Annotated in this window: 12 protein-coding genes; 3 read left to right on the top strand and 9 right to left on the bottom strand. The window is 53.7% G+C overall.

Going from position 1 to position 17,345, the window contains the following annotated elements:
* Positions 1-21 precede the first annotated feature (21 nt).
* From lpxK to DFO52_RS09115, 9 genes are all read right to left on the bottom strand, one after another.
* Positions 22-999: a tetraacyldisaccharide 4'-kinase gene (lpxK, locus tag DFO52_RS09155; RefSeq protein ID WP_133550200.1), complete on the bottom strand. Its 978-nt coding sequence runs from the start codon at positions 997-999 to the stop codon at positions 22-24.
* Entirely contained in the window at positions 996-2,747 is a 1,752-nt protein-coding gene (gene msbA, locus DFO52_RS09150; RefSeq protein ID WP_029739500.1) for a lipid A ABC transporter ATP-binding protein/permease MsbA, read from the bottom strand. Before msbA ends, lpxK begins: the two co-directional genes overlap by 4 nt.
* Positions 2,748-2,783: 36 nt before the next feature.
* Complete coding sequence (locus DFO52_RS09145) at positions 2,784-5,048, bottom strand: ComEC family protein (RefSeq protein ID WP_133550198.1); 2,265 nt, start codon at positions 5,046-5,048, stop codon at positions 2,784-2,786.
* A gap of 214 nt (positions 5,049-5,262) precedes the next feature.
* Entirely contained in the window at positions 5,263-5,550 is a 288-nt protein-coding gene (gene ihfB / locus DFO52_RS09140; protein WP_008499965.1) for an integration host factor subunit beta, read from the bottom strand.
* A gap of 170 nt (positions 5,551-5,720) precedes the next feature.
* Positions 5,721-7,394: a 30S ribosomal protein S1 gene (gene rpsA / locus DFO52_RS09135; protein ID WP_014169387.1), complete on the bottom strand. Its 1,674-nt coding sequence runs from the start codon at positions 7,392-7,394 to the stop codon at positions 5,721-5,723.
* Positions 7,395-7,505: 111 nt separating this feature from the next.
* Positions 7,506-8,189, bottom strand: a complete 684-nt coding sequence (cmk, locus tag DFO52_RS09130; RefSeq protein WP_013097305.1) for a (d)CMP kinase — start codon at positions 8,187-8,189, stop codon at positions 7,506-7,508.
* Positions 8,190-8,374: 185 nt separating this feature from the next.
* The gene (gene aroA / locus DFO52_RS09125; protein ID WP_029739498.1) at positions 8,375-9,658 is read right to left on the bottom strand and encodes a 3-phosphoshikimate 1-carboxyvinyltransferase; all 1,284 of its coding nucleotides are present in this window, start codon (positions 9,656-9,658) and stop codon (positions 8,375-8,377) included.
* 69 nt (positions 9,659-9,727) lie between these two features.
* Positions 9,728-10,816 carry a 3-phosphoserine/phosphohydroxythreonine transaminase gene (gene serC / locus DFO52_RS09120; protein WP_029739497.1) on the bottom strand — a complete coding sequence of 363 codons (1,089 nt, stop codon included), beginning with the start codon at positions 10,814-10,816 and terminating at the stop codon, positions 9,728-9,730.
* A gap of 162 nt (positions 10,817-10,978) precedes the next feature.
* The gene (locus DFO52_RS09115) at positions 10,979-11,671 is read right to left on the bottom strand and encodes a DUF421 domain-containing protein (RefSeq protein WP_023310994.1); all 693 of its coding nucleotides are present in this window, start codon (positions 11,669-11,671) and stop codon (positions 10,979-10,981) included.
* A gap of 127 nt (positions 11,672-11,798) precedes the next feature.
* Between DFO52_RS09115 and ycaO the strand changes: the two genes are divergently transcribed.
* From ycaO to pflB, 3 genes are all read left to right on the top strand, one after another.
* Positions 11,799-13,559 carry a 30S ribosomal protein S12 methylthiotransferase accessory factor YcaO gene (gene ycaO / locus DFO52_RS09110; RefSeq protein WP_032658203.1) on the top strand — a complete coding sequence of 587 codons (1,761 nt, stop codon included), beginning with the start codon at positions 11,799-11,801 and terminating at the stop codon, positions 13,557-13,559.
* Between the two features lie 406 nt (positions 13,560-13,965).
* Positions 13,966-14,823: a formate transporter FocA gene (gene focA, locus DFO52_RS09105; protein WP_008499974.1), complete on the top strand. Its 858-nt coding sequence runs from the start codon at positions 13,966-13,968 to the stop codon at positions 14,821-14,823.
* 51 nt (positions 14,824-14,874) lie between these two features.
* The gene (gene pflB, locus DFO52_RS09100) at positions 14,875-17,157 is read left to right on the top strand and encodes a formate C-acetyltransferase (protein ID WP_029739495.1); all 2,283 of its coding nucleotides are present in this window, start codon (positions 14,875-14,877) and stop codon (positions 17,155-17,157) included.
* Positions 17,158-17,345 lie beyond the last annotated feature (188 nt).

The raw sequence follows: 17,345 nt of genomic DNA, 5'->3' as shown, positions 1-17,345 counted from the left end.
CCACCAGAACCGCGTAAGCGTTTATTTCACCAACGCAATCAGTTCCTGGAGCAAACGTTCCGGCTGCTCGCCGCTGAGTTCAGCGTCAACCGGCAGATACCACCAGTTTTCTTTCGCGAAGGCACGGCATTTCACCGCATCTTTTTCGGTCATGATCAGCGACTGCCCGGGTACGGTCAGGGCGTCTACCTGCCCTTCCACCAGCGCCTGGTGGTCGGCCAGCGGAACGCGTTTTTCCAGTCGGGCACCACACAGTTCCAGAGTCGCAAAGAAGCGCGGCGGATGGCCAATCCCCGCCATCGCCACCGGTGAAGGCAGCTCAGCAACCGACCGGCGTTCACCCGTCACCAGGTTGATCGCCAGGCCCGGCTGCAGGTACATCGGGATTTCACCCGCGTTTGCCTCACCGCCGTTAACAATCACCGCATCAACGGACTTAAGACGCGAAGCGCGTTCGCGCATGGGTCCGGCCGGCAGCCACCAGCCGTTACCGAAACGGCGAACACCGTCGATGACCACAATCTCTTTATCACGCGCCAGGGCGTAATGCTGCAGGCCATCGTCAGTGATAATGATTTGTACCGCGTGTTCGGCAAGCAGTGCCTGAACGGCGTCGCTGCGCACCGGGGAGACCGCAACCGGTGCGCCGGTACGCTGGAAAATCAATACCGGTTCATCACCCGCTTCGGCGGTCGTGGTTTCCGCCGTCAGCAGCAGCGGATAACGCGCCGCTTTACCACCATATCCGCGCGATACCACCCCCGGGCGGATACCGCGTTTTTGCAATTGCTCCACCAGCCAGATCACCACCGGCGTTTTACCGTTGCCGCCCGCCGTAAGATTACCGACAACCACAACCGGAACCGGCGCACGCCAGGCACGCTTCAGCCCCAGACGGTAAAGCAGACGGATAGTGCCGCTCACCAGGCCGTAAAGCCAGGAGAGCGGCAAAAGCAGCAGCCACAGCGGAGATTCACCGGACCAGATGCGTGCAATCATTGTTGGCCAAACTGCATCTTATGAAGCTGAGCGTAAACGCCGCGGTGTTCCAGCAAATCGGCATGGCTTCCGCGTTCAACAATGACGCCATCCTCAACCACGACGATTTCATCAGCCTGCTCGATAGTCGACAGTCGGTGCGCAATCACCAGCGAGGTACGGTTCTTTTGCAGCTCATCCAGCGCGGACTGAATCGCGCGTTCAGATTCCGTATCCAGCGCAGAGGTCGCTTCGTCCAGGATCAGAATCGGGCTATCGCGCAGCAGCGCACGCGCAATGGCGATACGCTGTCGCTGACCGCCGGAGAGCAGTACCCCGTTCTCACCGATTATCGTATCCAGACCGTTATCCATCTTGTTGATAAAGTCCATCGCGTAGGCCATACGCGCGGCGTTCTCAATCTGTTCGCGGCTGTATTCATCAGTGCGTGCGTAAGCGATGTTGTTGGCGACCGTATCGTTAAACAGATGTACGTTCTGAGAGACCAGCGCAACCTGGTTACGCAGCGACTGCAGGGTATACTCCCGTAGGTCATGACCGTCTAACAGGATCTCACCTTCGTTAATGTCGTAGAAACGGGTCATCAGGCTGGCAATAGTCGATTTACCCGAGCCGGAGCGGCCCACCAGCGCAACGGTTTTACCCGCCGGAATGGACAGGTTGATATTACGCAGCGCCGGCGTTTCACGTCCAGGATAGGAGAAAGTGACATTGCGGAATTCAACGTCGCCACGGGCGCGCTCAATCTCGCGTGTACCTTCATCTTTTTCCTGTTCGGAATCCAGAATGCTGAACAGCGTCTGACAGGCGGCCATCCCGCGCTGGAACTGGGCGTTCACGTTCGTCAGGGATTTCAGCGGACGCATCAGTGCAATCATCGAGGAGAAGACCACGGTGATGGTACCCGCCGTCAGCGTCTCCATCACGCTCGGGAAGCTTGCCGCATAGAGGACGAATGCCAGCGCCAGGGAGGCAATCAGCTGAATAATTGGATCAGAGATGGAAGAGGCCGAGACCATTTTCATCCCCTGAAGACGCATTTTGTTGCTGACTTTATCAAAGCGTTTGGTTTCGACGTCCTGACCGCCAAAAATCAGAACTTCTTTATGCCCTTTCAGCATCTGTTCCGCGCTGGTCGTCACCTGCCCCATCGTGTTCTGCATATTCTTACTGATATTGCGGAAGCGCTTTGAGACGACGCGGATGGCAATAGAAACTATCGGCGCCAGAACGATAAGGATGATCGACAGCTGCCAGCTGTAATAGAACATCATCGCGAACAGGCCGATGATTGACGCACCCTCACGCACAACGGTGATCAGCGCGCTTGAGGACGAGGAGGCAACCTGCTCTGAGTCGTAGGTAATACGGGACAGCAGCGTCCCGGTAGACTGCTTGTCAAAGAACGAAACCGGCATGCCCATCATGTGGCTAAACAGGCGACGGCGCATGGTCATCACCACTTTTCCTGATACCCAGGAAATACAGTAGCTGGAGATATAGCTGGTGATGCCGCGTAAGATCATCAGTCCGATAACCACCAGAGGCATCCATAGCAACACTGAGCGATCCGTTTTACCAAAACCGTCGTCCAGTAACGGTTTGAGAAGCGATAGCATAAAAGTATCGCTGGCTGCGTTGAGGATTAACGCTACTCCCGCCACGATCAGGCCTGTTTTAAAGGGCGCAATCATCGGCCAGAGTCGGCGGAAGGTTTGCCACGTGGAGAGATCTTTGTCGTTATGCATTCAAAAAACCAGCATTCGTTGAAATAGCCGCATATTCTACCCGTTATCGACGGGCGCGCCAAACCACTGATGATACCAAACGGGTAAAAATTGCTCTCGCAAGCGCCGGATTTGCCAGTGATGTTGCGAGAATGTCACCGATATTTGTCCAGAATGAGGGGTATCGTGCCAGATATACCCCTCTTTTCGATAACGTCGAACAACTTTTGCCGACGGGAATCGCCATGCGTTATAGCGGGCCGCTGAATCCAGGGCGATCTGACCTTCCACCCGCTGCACCAGCGGCAATGAAGAAGAAGTATTGCTGCCATGATGGGGCACCTGTATGAGCGTGGACGTGAGATAACGCCAGTAATGGCTAAGCATAGCCTGTTCCGCTTGCGCTTCAATGTCCCCCGTTAGCAGAACGCTCTGCTCACCGTCATCCACCTTTACCACACAGGAATGGTTGTTCCCCTGAGCCGGGTAATTTTCAGGGGGCCAGTGGGCGGTGAAGGTAAGTCCCTGCCATCGCCATCTCTGCCCGCGAAAACAGGGGCGATGTCCCGCCTGGTGCAGGGGGCTTCTTACCCACACGTCCGGCCACGCTTTTTGCAACGATGCGAGTCCTCCCACATGGTCGAGGTGTTCATGACTGAGAATAACGCCTTCAGGCCGCAGGTGATGCCAGCGAAGCCACGGGATAATTAACCGCTGAGCGCTATCCCCGCCCGGCCAGGCAAGCCCGGTATCATAGAGAATGGCTTTCCCCTGCCGTTCAACGACCATCGCCAGCCCCTGCCCTACATCCAGCATATGCAGCGTCCAGCTCTCGTTTTTTTCCGTTCTCCAGAGAGGAAATGTGAGTAAAACACTTCCTGCAAGGCAAACGGCAGGAAGGATTTTCCAGGCACGAAAGCGCCAGCCGATGATGATAAGCCAGGGCAGTAATGTCATGTACTGCCAGCGTTGGTCGATATTTTGCCAGCCGTCAGGCAAGCGCATGAGGAGCCAGAACAGCCCCGCAAGTGACTTATTGGCTGCGAACCAGACCACGCTTTCCGGTGCCGCCAGCGGTAGGAGATGAAGCAGCATGCCGAGCAGGATCAGCGGCACGGAGACAAACGTCACCAGGGGAACGGCAAAGAGATTCGCGACCAGGGAGGAGATGCTGAAGCCATGGAAAATCAGAACCTGTAGCGGCATCAGCAGCATCAGCATACCGACCTGCAGATAGATCAGGTTCAGCAGCGGCCGTATACGTCGTGCCCGGTGCCAGCCAGGAAGAGGCAGCCACTGAAACCAGAAAATCAGCGCGGCGACAGCAAATGCAGACAAAAGCAGACTCTGCGAGAGTATGGCTAAGGGATCGCTTATCAGGATCGCCGCGATACAGCAACCCCATACCTGCCATGGAGACCATTGCCGGGCAGCGATCCGCAACATTGCAAGCACAGCAAGCGCGATGACCGTTCGTAGCGCAGGTGGTTGCAAACCGGTAAGCCAGGCGTAGAAAGCGGCAAAGCATAACCCGGCCAGAAGAGGCATTTGCCAGTGGACCCGGTGGCTGGGTAATAGAAACTGAAGCCCACGCGCGAGTAACCAGGCGAGGGATGCCGCCAGCGCGATATGCAGACCCGAAATCGCCATCAAATGTAGCGTCCCGGTTTCACGCATCAGGTCTTTTATTTCCTGGGGTACATCCAGACGTTCACCCATTCCCAGTCCGAGGATAACCGCCCCCCAGCGGTAAGCAGAAAGTCGGTTTTGCAGTGACGTCAGGTATTGCGCTCGCAGGCTGCAGCGCCCATCGACGAGTTCAGCATGGGTGAAGTGACCGCTCAGCGTTTGATGACGGGCAAAGGCGCTGCGCTGAGAATCATATCCGCCGTCGTTCAGTTCGCCATGGACAGGCCTGAGCCTGAGCGTCATGCTCCAGCGCTGACCGGCACACGCTTTCTGTGGCAGATAATTGCCATACAGCGTTACGCCGGTGGAGGCCCACCAGCGCTTGCCCTCTACGCTGAGAATGTTTCCCTGATGCAGCGTTGCGCCATCTGTGGCGGTGATCGCTACCTCAGCCTGCACAGCCCCCGTGGTTAAATGCTGCATCGGCCAGACGCTCTCCTTCGCAGCCAGAATACCCCAAACGCAACATAACAGCGTGATACCCGCATACTTCAGTCGTACGTTTCGCCGTGCGGCCAGCACGATCCCGCCAACAATCATTATCCACAAGGTATGACGTGATGGCAGTTCAGGTAACCAGAGTAACGGGGCTATCGCCAGAATGGCGCAGATGCTAAGCGCGGGAATTCCCATTGCTACCTCCCTGTTTCAGAGGGGCAGTATGTAATCAGGCTGAGCGAATTGTCAGATGGGAAAAGTACATTTTACAGCGCGCGCTGTGCTGTTTTTATCGGTTTGCAGAAAACGAAACGGAAAATGCGGGGTATCTTCAGAATGAAAGCGACAGAGACAAAAAAAGCACCCGCAGGTGCTTTCTTTCGAACCCAGTTTAACCGGCTGGCTAAACTCAGTTGCCGTAAATATTGGCGCGATCGCGCAGTTCTTTACCCGGCTTAAAGTGTGGAACGTACTTGCCTTCCAGCTCGACTTTATCGCCAGTTTTCGGGTTACGCCCGGTACGTGGAGCACGATAGTGCAGAGAAAAACTACCGAAACCGCGGATTTCAATGCGCTCGCCCTGGGCAAGAGTGGAGGCCATATGCTCCAGCATCTCTTTTACGGCATCTTCCACTGCCTTGGCAGGGATATGCGGTTGCTGACTGGCAAGTCTTTCAATCAATTCTGACTTGGTCATGATTCCTCCGGTTCCTTTCAAACCAATTAGCTGAACAGCTCATTAAACAAGGGCGGCCGTAGCCGCCCTTTGTTATTGATTACAGGACGAATCCTGCAATCTGTCAAGTTTGCTCCTCATCCTTCACGCTGTAAATGCGTTACAGCGCAAATGATGCTGAGAACCTGATATTACTCGCCTTTAGCTGCTTTGAAAGCTTCAGCCATTGCGTTGTTAGAGAAGTTTGCATCTTCCTGTTTGTTAACAGTTGCGATTGCATCTTTCTCATCAGCTTCGTCTTTAGCACGAACAGACAGGCTGATTGCACGGTTCTTACGGTCAACACCGGTGAACTTAGCTTCAACGTCGTCGCCTACGTTCAGAACCAGAGTGGCATCTTCAACGCGGTCACGTGAAGCTTCAGAAGCGCGCAGGTAACCTTCAACGCCGTCAGCCAGTTCTACGGTTGCGCCTTTAGCGTCAACTGCAGTCACTTTACCGTTTACGATTGCGCCTTTCTTGTTCAGTGCAACCCAGTTGTTGAACGGATCTTCTGCGAGCTGTTTAACGCCCAGAGAGATACGCTCACGCTCTGCGTCAACCTGCAGAACAACTGCAGCGATTTCGTCGCCTTTTTTGTATTCACGAACTGCTTCTTCGCCTGCAACGTTCCAGGAGATGTCAGACAGGTGAACCAGGCCATCGATGCCGCCGTCCAGGCCGATGAAGATACCGAAGTCAGTGATAGACTTGATTTTACCTTCAACACGGTCGCCCTTGTTGTGGGTTTCCGCGAACTGCTGCCATGGGTTGTTTTTGCACTGTTTCAGGCCCAGGGAGATACGACGACGTTCTTCGTCGATATCCAGAACCATCACTTCCACTACATCACCAACGTTAACAACTTTGGATGGGTGGATGTTTTTGTTGGTCCAGTCCATTTCGGAAACGTGCACCAGGCCTTCAACGCCTTCTTCGATTTCAACGAAGCAGCCGTAGTCAGTCAGGTTGGTTACGCGACCAGTCAGTTTAGTACCTTCTGGATAACGCTTAGCGATAGCTACCCATGGATCTTCGCCCAGCTGTTTCAGGCCGAGGGATACACGAGTACGCTCGCGGTCGAACTTCAGCACTTTAACAGTGATTTCGTCGCCCACGTTCACGATTTCGCTTGGGTGCTTAACGCGTTTCCACGCCATGTCGGTGATGTGCAGCAGGCCATCAACGCCGCCCAGGTCAACGAATGCGCCGTAGTCAGTGAGGTTCTTAACGATACCTTTGACTTCCATGCCTTCCTGCAGGTTTTCCAGCAGCTGATCGCGTTCTGCGCTGTTTTCGGATTCGATAACGGCACGACGGGAAACAACAACGTTGTTACGCTTCTGGTCCAGCTTGATTACTTTGAACTCAAGCTCTTTGCCTTCCAGGTGCAGAGTGTCACGAACTGGACGAACGTCTACCAGAGAACCTGGCAGGAACGCACGAATACCATTCAGCTCAACAGTGAAGCCACCTTTAACTTTGCCGTTGATAACACCGACCACAGTTTCAGCTTCTTCGTAAGCTTTTTCCAGCGTGATCCATGCTTCGTGACGTTTAGCTTTCTCACGAGAAAGCAGGGTTTCACCGAAGCCGTCTTCTACTGCGTCCAGAGCAACGTCAACTTCGTCACCTACCTGGATTTCCAGCTCGCCCTGGGCGTTTTTGAACTGCTCTGCCGGAATGGCGGACTCAGATTTCAGACCGGCGTCAACCAGTACTACGTCTTTGTCGATAGCAACAACAACACCGCGAACGATGGAACCCGGGCGGGTTTCGATTGTTTTTAAGGATTCTTCAAACAGTTGAGCAAAAGATTCAGTCATGTTTAATCTTCAGGTTAATATTAACGTCCACCTGGCTCCGTGCCGGATGGGGTTGTTTCACATACCCGCCGTCAATCCATTGCAGCGGGGGTACTACTAAATCGGTCGCGATTACGCGAGTGCCAGTTTTTGGCGCGCATATTGTAGCGCTTTTTCAATCACTTGCTCAATAGTTAAACTGGTTGAATCCAGAACTAATGCATCTTCTGCAGGAACAAGTGGGGCGACGGCGCGGTTACGATCGCGGTCATCGCGCTCTTTTATCTCGGATAAAAGGCGATCAAAGTTAACACTAAACCCCTTTTCCTGCAACTGAAGCATGCGGCGTTGAGCACGTTCTTCCGAAGAGGCGTCAAGGAAAATTTTCACTGGCGCATCAGGGAATACCACCGTTCCCATATCGCGTCCGTCAGCGATCAGACCCGGGGCTTCACGGAACGCGCGCTGACGGCGCAGCAGCGCCTCTCGAACGCGCGGAAACGCCGCGACCTGGGAGGCTGCATTCGCCACTTCCTGAGTACGGATTTCGCCGCTCACGTCTTCCCCTTCAAGGATGACTTCCAGGTTGCCATCGGTCGACACGAAACGCACATCCAGATGCGCGGCCAGCGGAACCAGCGCCTCTTCAGACGCGACATCCACGTGATGATGCAGCGCGGCCAGCGCCAGCACGCGATAGATTGCTCCCGAATCTAAAAGATGCCATTGCAATGCTTCCGCCATCGCTTTGCACAGAGTACCTTTCCCTGCGCCACTCGGCCCATCAATGGTGATTACCGGGGCAACTGCCGTCATCTTTTTCTCCTTAAATAAGGCATACCGTTTACATGAACGCCGCGCATTATACGCGCCAACGTGCGCAACTGTTACCTTTGCGTGCAAATTACGGAATGATTGAAGCAGAGTGTAGAAGAAATGAGCGGAGGTGTTCGTAATGAAGCGTAAGCAAATGCCGCATCGGACGATGCGGCAATACGTTATCAGGCCAGCGTACTAATGCGTGCCAGCTGTTCGAAGTAGTCCGGGAAGGTTTTCGCGGTACATTTCGGGTCAAGAATGGTGACAGGCGTGTCTGACAGCGCCACCAGCGAGAAGCACATCGCCATGCGGTGATCGTTGTAGGTGCCGATTTCCGCAAACTGCAGTTTTGCCGGAGGGGTCACGCGAATGTAGTCTTCGCCCTCTTCCACCTCGGCACCGACTTTTCGCAGCTCGGTCGCCATCGCGAACAGGCGGTCCGTCTCTTTTACGCGCCAGTTGTAGATGTTACGCAGCGTGGTGGTGCCTTTGGCAAACAGCGCCGCCGTGGCAATGGTCATCGCCGCATCCGGGATATGGTTCATGTCCATGTCGATGGCGTTCAGCTCACCGTGGGTACAGGAGATGAAGTCATCGCCCCACGTGACAATGGCACCCATCTTTTCCAGCACGTCCGCAAAACGGATGTCGCCCTGCACGCTGTTACGGCCAATACCGGTCACTTTTACCGTGCCGCCTTTAATCGCACCCGCGGCCAGGAAGTAGGACGCGGATGACGCATCTCCTTCAACCAGGTAGTTGCCCGGAGACTGGTACTGCTGCGCGCCGCGCACCACGAAGCGCTGATAAGACTGGTTTTCCACCTCAACGCCGAAGGTTTTCATCAGGTGCAGGGTGATATCAATGTACGGTTTGGAGACCAGTTCACCTTTAATGGTGATAACCGTATCCTGCGGTGCCAGCGGTGCGGTCATCAGCAGTGCCGTCAGGAACTGGCTGGAAACGCTGCCGTCCACCTCGACGTGACCGCCGGTAAAACCACCGCGCAGACGCAGTGGCGGATAGTTTTCCTGCTCCAGATACTCAACCTGCGCGCCGCCCTGACGCAGGGCATCCACCAGGTGACCAATCGGACGCTCTTTCATGCGCGGCTCGCCGGTCAGCACAATGTTGTTGCTCCCCAGGCACAGGGCCGCTGCCAGCGGACGCATCGCGGTACCCGCGTTGCCCAGAAACAGCTCAAGCTCTTCGCCCGAGCGCAGCGCGCCGCCGTTACCGGTCACTTCGCAGCGGGTACGATCGTCAGAGAGAGTGTAATGAACGCCCAACGCTTTCAGCGCATTGAGCATATGGCGCACGTCATCGCTGTCCAGCAGGTTTGTGAGGACGGTGGTGCCGTTTGCCAGAGCTGCCAGCAGCAGAGCGCGGTTCGAGACACTTTTTGAACCAGGCAGATTAATGGTGCCATCTACCCGCGCGATAGGTTGTAACGTCAGGGATTCCATGAAAACTAAACTCTCAACTCAACATAATAAAAACCCCGCAGGGACGCTGCGGGGGTGAAAAACAGCAAATTAACCGTGACGACGTTCGAAGTCGATCATGAAATCCGTCAGGGCTTTAACGCCTTCCAGCGGCATCGCGTTATAGATGGAGGCACGCATGCCGCCAACGACACGGTGGCCCTTGAGCGCATGCAGGCCTGCCGCGAAGGACTCTTCCAGGAATACTTTGTCCAGGCTGCTGTCCGCCAGCTGGAACGGCACGTTCATGCGGGAACGGTTAGCTTTCGCCACATCGTTGCGGTAGAAATCGCTCTTGTCGATCACGCCATACAGCAGTTCAGCTTTCTGCTGATTGACCTTGTCCATCTGCGCCACGCCGCCGTTTTGCTTCAGCCATTTGAAGACCAGGCCGGAGAGATACCAGGCAAACGTTGGTGGGGTGTTGAACATAGAGTCGTTATCGTTCAGCACGGTGTAATCGAGAATCGACGGGCAGGATTTATGCGCTTTACCCAGCAGGTCTTCACGCACGACGACGATAGTCAAACCGGCCGGACCAATATTTTTCTGCGCGCCCGCATAGATAACGCCGTAGCGGCTGACATCAATTGGCGCAGACAGAATGGTGGAGGAGAAATCGGCGGCAACCACGACATCGCTGCCGAAGTTTGGCGTCTCGTCGATGGCAATCCCATCAATGGTTTCGTTCGGGCAGTAGTGCAGATACGCTGCGTTATCAGAAAGCTGCCACTCGCTCATTGGCTTCACGGCGCGCAGACCGTCAACGGTCACTTTGGCGTCGATAACATTCGGCGTGCAGTATTTATGCGCTTCTTTAACGGCGCTTGCTGCCCAGTAACCCGCGTCAACGTAGTCAGCCGTCGTTTTGTCACCGAGAATATTCAGCGGAACGCCTGCAAACTGGCCGCGTCCACCGCCGTGGCAGAACAATACTTTGTAGTTCGAGGGAATATTCAGCAGATCGCGAAAATCCTTTTCTGCCTCTTCCGCCACCTGAATAAACTCTTTACCACGGTGGCTGATTTCCATCACCGACGTACCGAGACCGTTCCAGTCACAAAGTTCCTGTTGAGCCTGTTTAAGCACGTCTGCCGGTAACATTGCCGGACCTGAACTGAAATTAAAGACTTGAGCCATTTCCCCTCACCACGCTAAAAGCCATAAGTTATAACTGTGGATATCGGTTTTATCATTCAGTGACACGCGCCGCAATGTCTAAAACTTATGACCCGTGAAATGTGGCCCGCGTCACACAAAACAATCTGCCGCCTCGCTAAGACAAAACCGACAAAATGGCTGTCAGGTGATACGTTTGGCCCGGCTAACCTTCGTCCATTCCGGATTTGCACAGCGGGGGCATAATTGACGATCCCCCGGCTGCATCGCGACTACATGGCTACATCTTACGCATGCATACTCGCCTGATTCCGGTACCGTTCTGAAACGCTCAATGAGCATATCCGGCAGGATACACAGTCCCGGCTTCACCTCGTCGTCAGAATAGTAATAGACGCTGATCTGCCCGTTGGTTTCCATGATCGCCAGACGCACCTGCCCGAGCTGTTCAACGCTATTCAGGCGTAGCTCCATAAAGAACTCAAACTCGGTCATATTGGCGCTTTGTACATTTTCCCAGGCCAGCTGTCCGTCCTCGACGATAACGACCGGCTTCCCTTCAAGCAGATCTTCCAGCTTTTCGCTTTTCGACATCAGCCACATGACAAGACGGTAAAGTAGCGCCAGTGAGACAAAAACGATAAACACCGGCACCATCGGCACGTCGTCATAAAAGGCGACGTCCCCCGCCGCAGACCCCAGCGTCAGGATGATCAACACCTCAAAGAGCGACATCTGCCGCACGCCGCGGCGGCCGGTGATTTTTAGAAACAGGAAGACGAGTACGAAGGTATACAGGCTGCGCAGCGCCACTTCGCCCAGAAATTCAGGAGGAACTTTATCAAACGCCATCCGCTGGAGATCAAATGCTTTCATTTTTCTATGCCTTAACAGTCAGTTACTGCCACTAAGCATAGTCCAGCCTTTTATTTTCGCCGAAGATAGCACCCGTCACGCAAAACCCGTATCATTGCGCGCTTTACGTACGATAAAAGTGAACGCCATGACTCAAACGTTTATCCCCGGCAAAGACGCCGCTCTGGAAGATTCCATCGCTCGCTTCCAGCAGAAACTGACCGACCTGGGTTTTAACATCGAAGAAGCCTCCTGGCTCAATCCGGTGCCTCATGTCTGGTCCGTGCATATTCGCGATAAAGACTGTGCCCTGTGCTTTACCAACGGTAAAGGCGCGACAAAAAAAGCGGCACTGGCCTCTGCGCTGGGTGAGTATTTTGAGCGTCTGTCCACCAACTATTTCTTCGCAGACTTCTGGCTGGGCGAGACCATCGCTAACGGTCCGTTCGTTCACTATCCAAATGAAAAATGGTTCCCGCTGACCGAAGATGACGAGCTGCCGGAAGGTATTCTCGACGCGCGCCTGCGTGCCTTCTACGATCCAGACAGCGAACTGACTGCCAGCATGCTGATCGATCTCCAGTCCGGTAACGAGGATCGCGGTATCTGCGCCCTGCCGTTCACCCGTCAGTCTGACGAGCAGACCGTGTATATTCCGATGAACATCGTCGGCAACCTGTATGTGTCCAACGGTATGTCCGCCGGTAACACCCGCAATGAAGCGCGCGTGCAGGGTCTGTCTGAAGTCTTTGAACGCCACATTAAAAACCGCATCATCGCTGAATCCATCAGCCTGCCAGAAATTCCGGCAGACGTGCTGGCGCGCTATCCGGGCGTAGTGGAGTCCATCGCTAAGCTGGAAGCAGAAGGTTTCCCAATCTTTGCCTATGACGGCTCGCTGGGCGGCAAGTATCCGGTTATCTGCGTGGTGCTGTTTAACCCGGCCAACGGCACCTGCTTCGCCTCATTCGGTGCGCACCCTGACTTCGGCGTGGCGCTGGAGCGTACCGTTACCGAGCTGCTGCAGGGCCGTAGCCTGAAAGATCTCGACGTCTTCACTCCGCCAACGTTTGACGATGAAGAAGTGGCCGAGCATACCAACCTTGAAACCCACTTCATTGACTCCAGCGGTTTAATTTCCTGGGATATGTTCAAGCAGGACGCCGACTATCCGTTCGTGGACTGGAGCTTTGCCGGTACCACGGAAGAAGAGTTCGCCACGCTGATGGCTATCTTCAACGCGGAAGATCAGGAAGTTTATATTGCCGACTACGAACACCTTGGCGTCTACGCATGCCGCATTATTGTTCCGGGCATGTCCGACATCTACCCGGCTGAAGATCTGTGGCTGGCGAATAACAGCATGGGCGCGCACCTGCGCGAAACGCTGCTGGCTCTGCCGGGCAGCGAGTGGGAGAAAGAAGATTATCTGAACCTGATCGCCCAACTGGACGAAGAAGGCCACGATGACTTCACCCGCGTACGCGAACTGCTGGGCCTGGCGACCGGTAAAGACAACGGCTGGTATACCCTGCGCATCGGTGAGCTGAAAGCGATGCTGGCCCTGGCGGGTGGCGATTTGGATCAGGCGCTGGCCTGGACCGAGTGGACCATGGAATTCAACCAGTCTGTCTTCTCTGCCGAACGCACCAATTATTACCGCTGCCTGCAAACCCTGTTGCTGCTGGCCCAGGAAGACGATCGCGAGCCGCTGCAATACCTGAACGCTTTCGTGCGTATGTACGGAGCTGAAGCCGTTGAAGCAGCCAGCGCGGCCCTGAGCGGCGAAGCGCCGTTCTATGGCCTGCAGGCTGTTGATAGCGATCTGAAAGCCTTCCCGGCGCATCAGTCGCTGCTGAAGGCCTACGAAAAGCTGCAGAAAGCAAAAGCCGCTTACTGGTCAAAATAAGCGCAGATAACATTACCAGCAGTAGGCGTATTCAATCGTCTGGGCTATATTACGGGGCAATTTCATTGCCCCGTTTTTTATTTTCTTCGGCAATGACTGTTGATTGTAATAATAAAGTTAAACATGGGTAAATATAATAATATTTACCTGGGCTTTACTGTTACTTTTTATGGTAAATACTCCATATTAATTAACTGCGTCAGGGGTGGCCGAACGAAAAAATTCAACTCTTTTCATAACTTTTAAAATTTATTTTTATACGGATAATCAATTACTTACTCCGCATTTGTTGTAAAACCATACACACTGCGGGCCTATAAGCCAGGCGAGATATGATCTATATCAATTTCTCTTCTATAATGCTTTGTTAGTATCTCGTCGCCGACTTAATAAAGAGAGAGTTAGTGTGAAAGCTGACAACCCTTTTGATCTTTTACTCCCTGCTGCGATGGCCAAAGTTGCCGAAGAAGCGGGTGTCTATAAAGCAACGAAACACCCGATGAAGACGTTCTATCTGGCGATCACGGCTGGTGTGTTCATCTCTATCGCTTTCGTCTTCTACATCACCGCCACCACCGGTACTGCCGGAATGCCTTTCGGCATGGCCAAACTGATTGGCGGCATTTGCTTCTCACTGGGTCTGATTCTCTGCGTCATCTGCGGCGCCGACCTCTTCACCTCAACGGTGCTGATTGTCGTGGCAAAGGCCAGCGGAAGAATTACCTGGGGTCAGCTGGCACGTAACTGGCTTAACGTCTACGTGGGTAACCTGGTTGGCTGTCTGCTCTTTGTTTTGTTGATGTGGCTTTCTGGCGAGTACATGACCGCCAACGGTGGCTGGGGCCTTAACGTCCTGCAAACCGCCGACCACAAAATGCACCACACATTTATCGAAGCCGTTGCTCTCGGCATCCTCGCTAACCTGATGGTCTGCCTGGCTGTATGGATGAGCTACTCGGGTCGTAGCCTGATGGACAAAGCCTTAATTATGGTTCTGCCGGTTGCGATGTTTGTTGCCAGCGGCTTTGAGCACAGTATCGCGAATATGTTCATGATCCCAATGGGCATTGTTATCCGCGACTTTGCGAGCCCGGAGTTCTGGACCGCAGTTGGTTCATCCCCGGAAAGTTTCTCTCACCTGACTATTATGAATTTCATTACTGATAACCTGATCCCTGTCACTATCGGGAACATTATCGGTGGGGGTCTGTTAGTTGGGTTGACATACTGGGTCATTTACCTGCGTGGCGACGATCATCATTGATGGTTTTCTCAGGCAGTAAATAAAAAATCCACTTAAGAAGGTAGGTGTTACATGTCCGAGCTTAATGAAAAGTTAGCCACAGCCTGGGAAGGTTTTGCGAAAGGTGACTGGCAGAATGAAGTAAACGTACGTGACTTCATTCAGAAAAACTATACCCCGTATGAAGGTGACGAATCCTTCCTGGCTGGCGCAACTGACGCGACCACCAAGCTGTGGGACAGCGTAATGGAAGGCGTTAAACTGGAAAACCGCACTCACGCGCCAGTTGATTTTGACACCTCCGTTGCTTCCACCATCACTTCTCACGATGCTGGCTACATCAACAAAGCCCTTGAGAAAATCGTTGGTCTGCAGACTGAAGCACCACTGAAACGCGCAATCATCCCGTTCGGTGGTATTAAAATGGTTGAAGGTTCCTGCAAAGCGTATAACCGCGAGCTGGACCCAATGCTGAAAAAAATCTTCACCGAATACCGCAAAACCCACAACCAGGGCGTATTCGATGTTTACACCAAAGACATTCTGAACTGCCGTAAATCTGGCGTTCTGACCGGTCTGCCAGATGCGTATGGCCGTGGCCGTATCATCGGTGACTACCGTCGCGTTGCGCTGTACGGTATCGACTTCCTGATGAAAGACAAGTACGCGCAGTTTGTTTCCCTGCAGTCCGATCTGGAAAACGGCGTAAACCTGGAAGCGACTATCCGTCTGCGTGAAGAAATCGCTGAACAGCACCGCGCGCTGGGTCAGATCAAAGAGATGGCGGCGAAATATGGCTGCGATATCTCTGGTCCTGCGACCAACGCTCAGGAAGCTATCCAGTGGACCTACTTCGGCTACCTGGCCGCGGTTAAGTCTCAGAACGGTGCAGCCATGTCCTTCGGTCGCGTATCCACCTTCCTGGATGCATACATCGAACGCGACATCAAAGCAGGCAAAATCACCGAGCAAGACGCTCAGGAAATGATTGACCACCTGGTCATGAAACTGCGTATGGTTCGCTTCCTGCGCACCCCTGAATACGATGAGCTGTTCTCTGGTGACCCAATCTGGGCAACAGAATCAATCGGTGGTATGGGCGTTGACGGCCGTACTCTGGTAACCAAAAACAGCTTCCGCTTCCTGAACACCCTGTACACCATGGGTCCTTCTCCGGAGCCGAACATCACCGTTCTGTGGTCTGAAAAACTGCCTCTGAACTTCAAGAAATTCGCCGCTAAAGTGTCCATCGATACCTCTTCTCTGCAGTACGAGAACGATGACCTGATGCGTCCGGACTTCAACAACGACGATTACGCTATCGCTTGCTGCGTAAGCCCAATGGTTGTTGGTAAACAAATGCAGTTCTTCGGTGCGCGTGCAAACCTGGCGAAAACCATGCTGTACGCAATCAACGGCGGCGTTGATGAAAAACTGAAAATGCAGGTTGGTCCTAAGTCTGAGCCGATCAAAGGCGACGTTCTGAACTTCGACGAAGTGATGGAGCGTATGGATCACTTCATGGACTGGCTGGCTAAACAGTACGTCACTGCACTGAACGTTATCCACTACATGCACGACAAGTACAGCTACGAAGCCTCTCTGATGGCGCTGCACGACCGTGACGTTGTCCGCACCATGGCGTGTGGTATCGCTGGTCTGTCCGTTGCTGCTGACTCCCTGTCTGCAATCAAATATGCGAAAGTTAAACCAATTCGTGACGAAGACGGCCTGGCTGTAGACTTCGAAATCGAAGGTGAATATCCGCAGTTTGGTAACAACGACTCTCGCGTTGATGACATGGCGGTTGACCTGGTAGAACGTTTCATGAAGAAAATTCAGAAACTGACTACTTACCGTAACGCTATCCCGACTCAGTCTGTTCTGACCATCACCTCAAACGTTGTGTATGGTAAGAAAACCGGTAACACCCCAGACGGTCGTCGTGCTGGCGCGCCATTCGGCCCAGGTGCTAACCCAATGCACGGTCGTGACCAGAAAGGTGCGGTTGCCTCTCTGACCTCCGTTGCTAAACTGCCGTTTGCTTACGCGAAAGATGGGATCTCTTACACCTTCTCTATCGTGCCAAACGCGCTGGGTAAAGACGACGAAGTGCGTAAAACTAACCTCGCGGGTCTGATGGATGGTTACTTCCACCACGAAGCGTCCATCGAAGGTGGTCAGCACCTGAACGTGAACGTAATGAACCGTGAAATGTTGCTCGACGCGATGGAACACCCTGAGAAATATCCTCAGCTGACCATCCGCGTATCTGGCTACGCAGTACGTTTTAACTCCCTGACTAAAGAACAGCAGCAGGACGTTATCACCCGTACTTTCACTCAGTCCATGTAAGTGGAATTGACTGAAATCACGCGTTAAAAAGCGTACAATAAAGGCTCCACGTCAGTGGGGCCTTTTTAGCACCCTCTCCACCTCAGTCTCTTTTGTCCGCTATCTATACTCTATGGATATCAGCCAAAACAGACTTCAACACAGCCGGCTTTGAGCTGTGCATACTCAGGCCCCGGACGGGCCGATGC

Origin of the sequence: Enterobacter sp. AG326, from assembly GCF_004362415.1 — a bacterium.
In the GTDB taxonomy this organism is placed as follows: Bacteria; Pseudomonadota; Gammaproteobacteria; order Enterobacterales; family Enterobacteriaceae; genus Enterobacter; species Enterobacter asburiae.
This window is presented reverse-complemented; position numbering and strand designations above follow the sequence as displayed.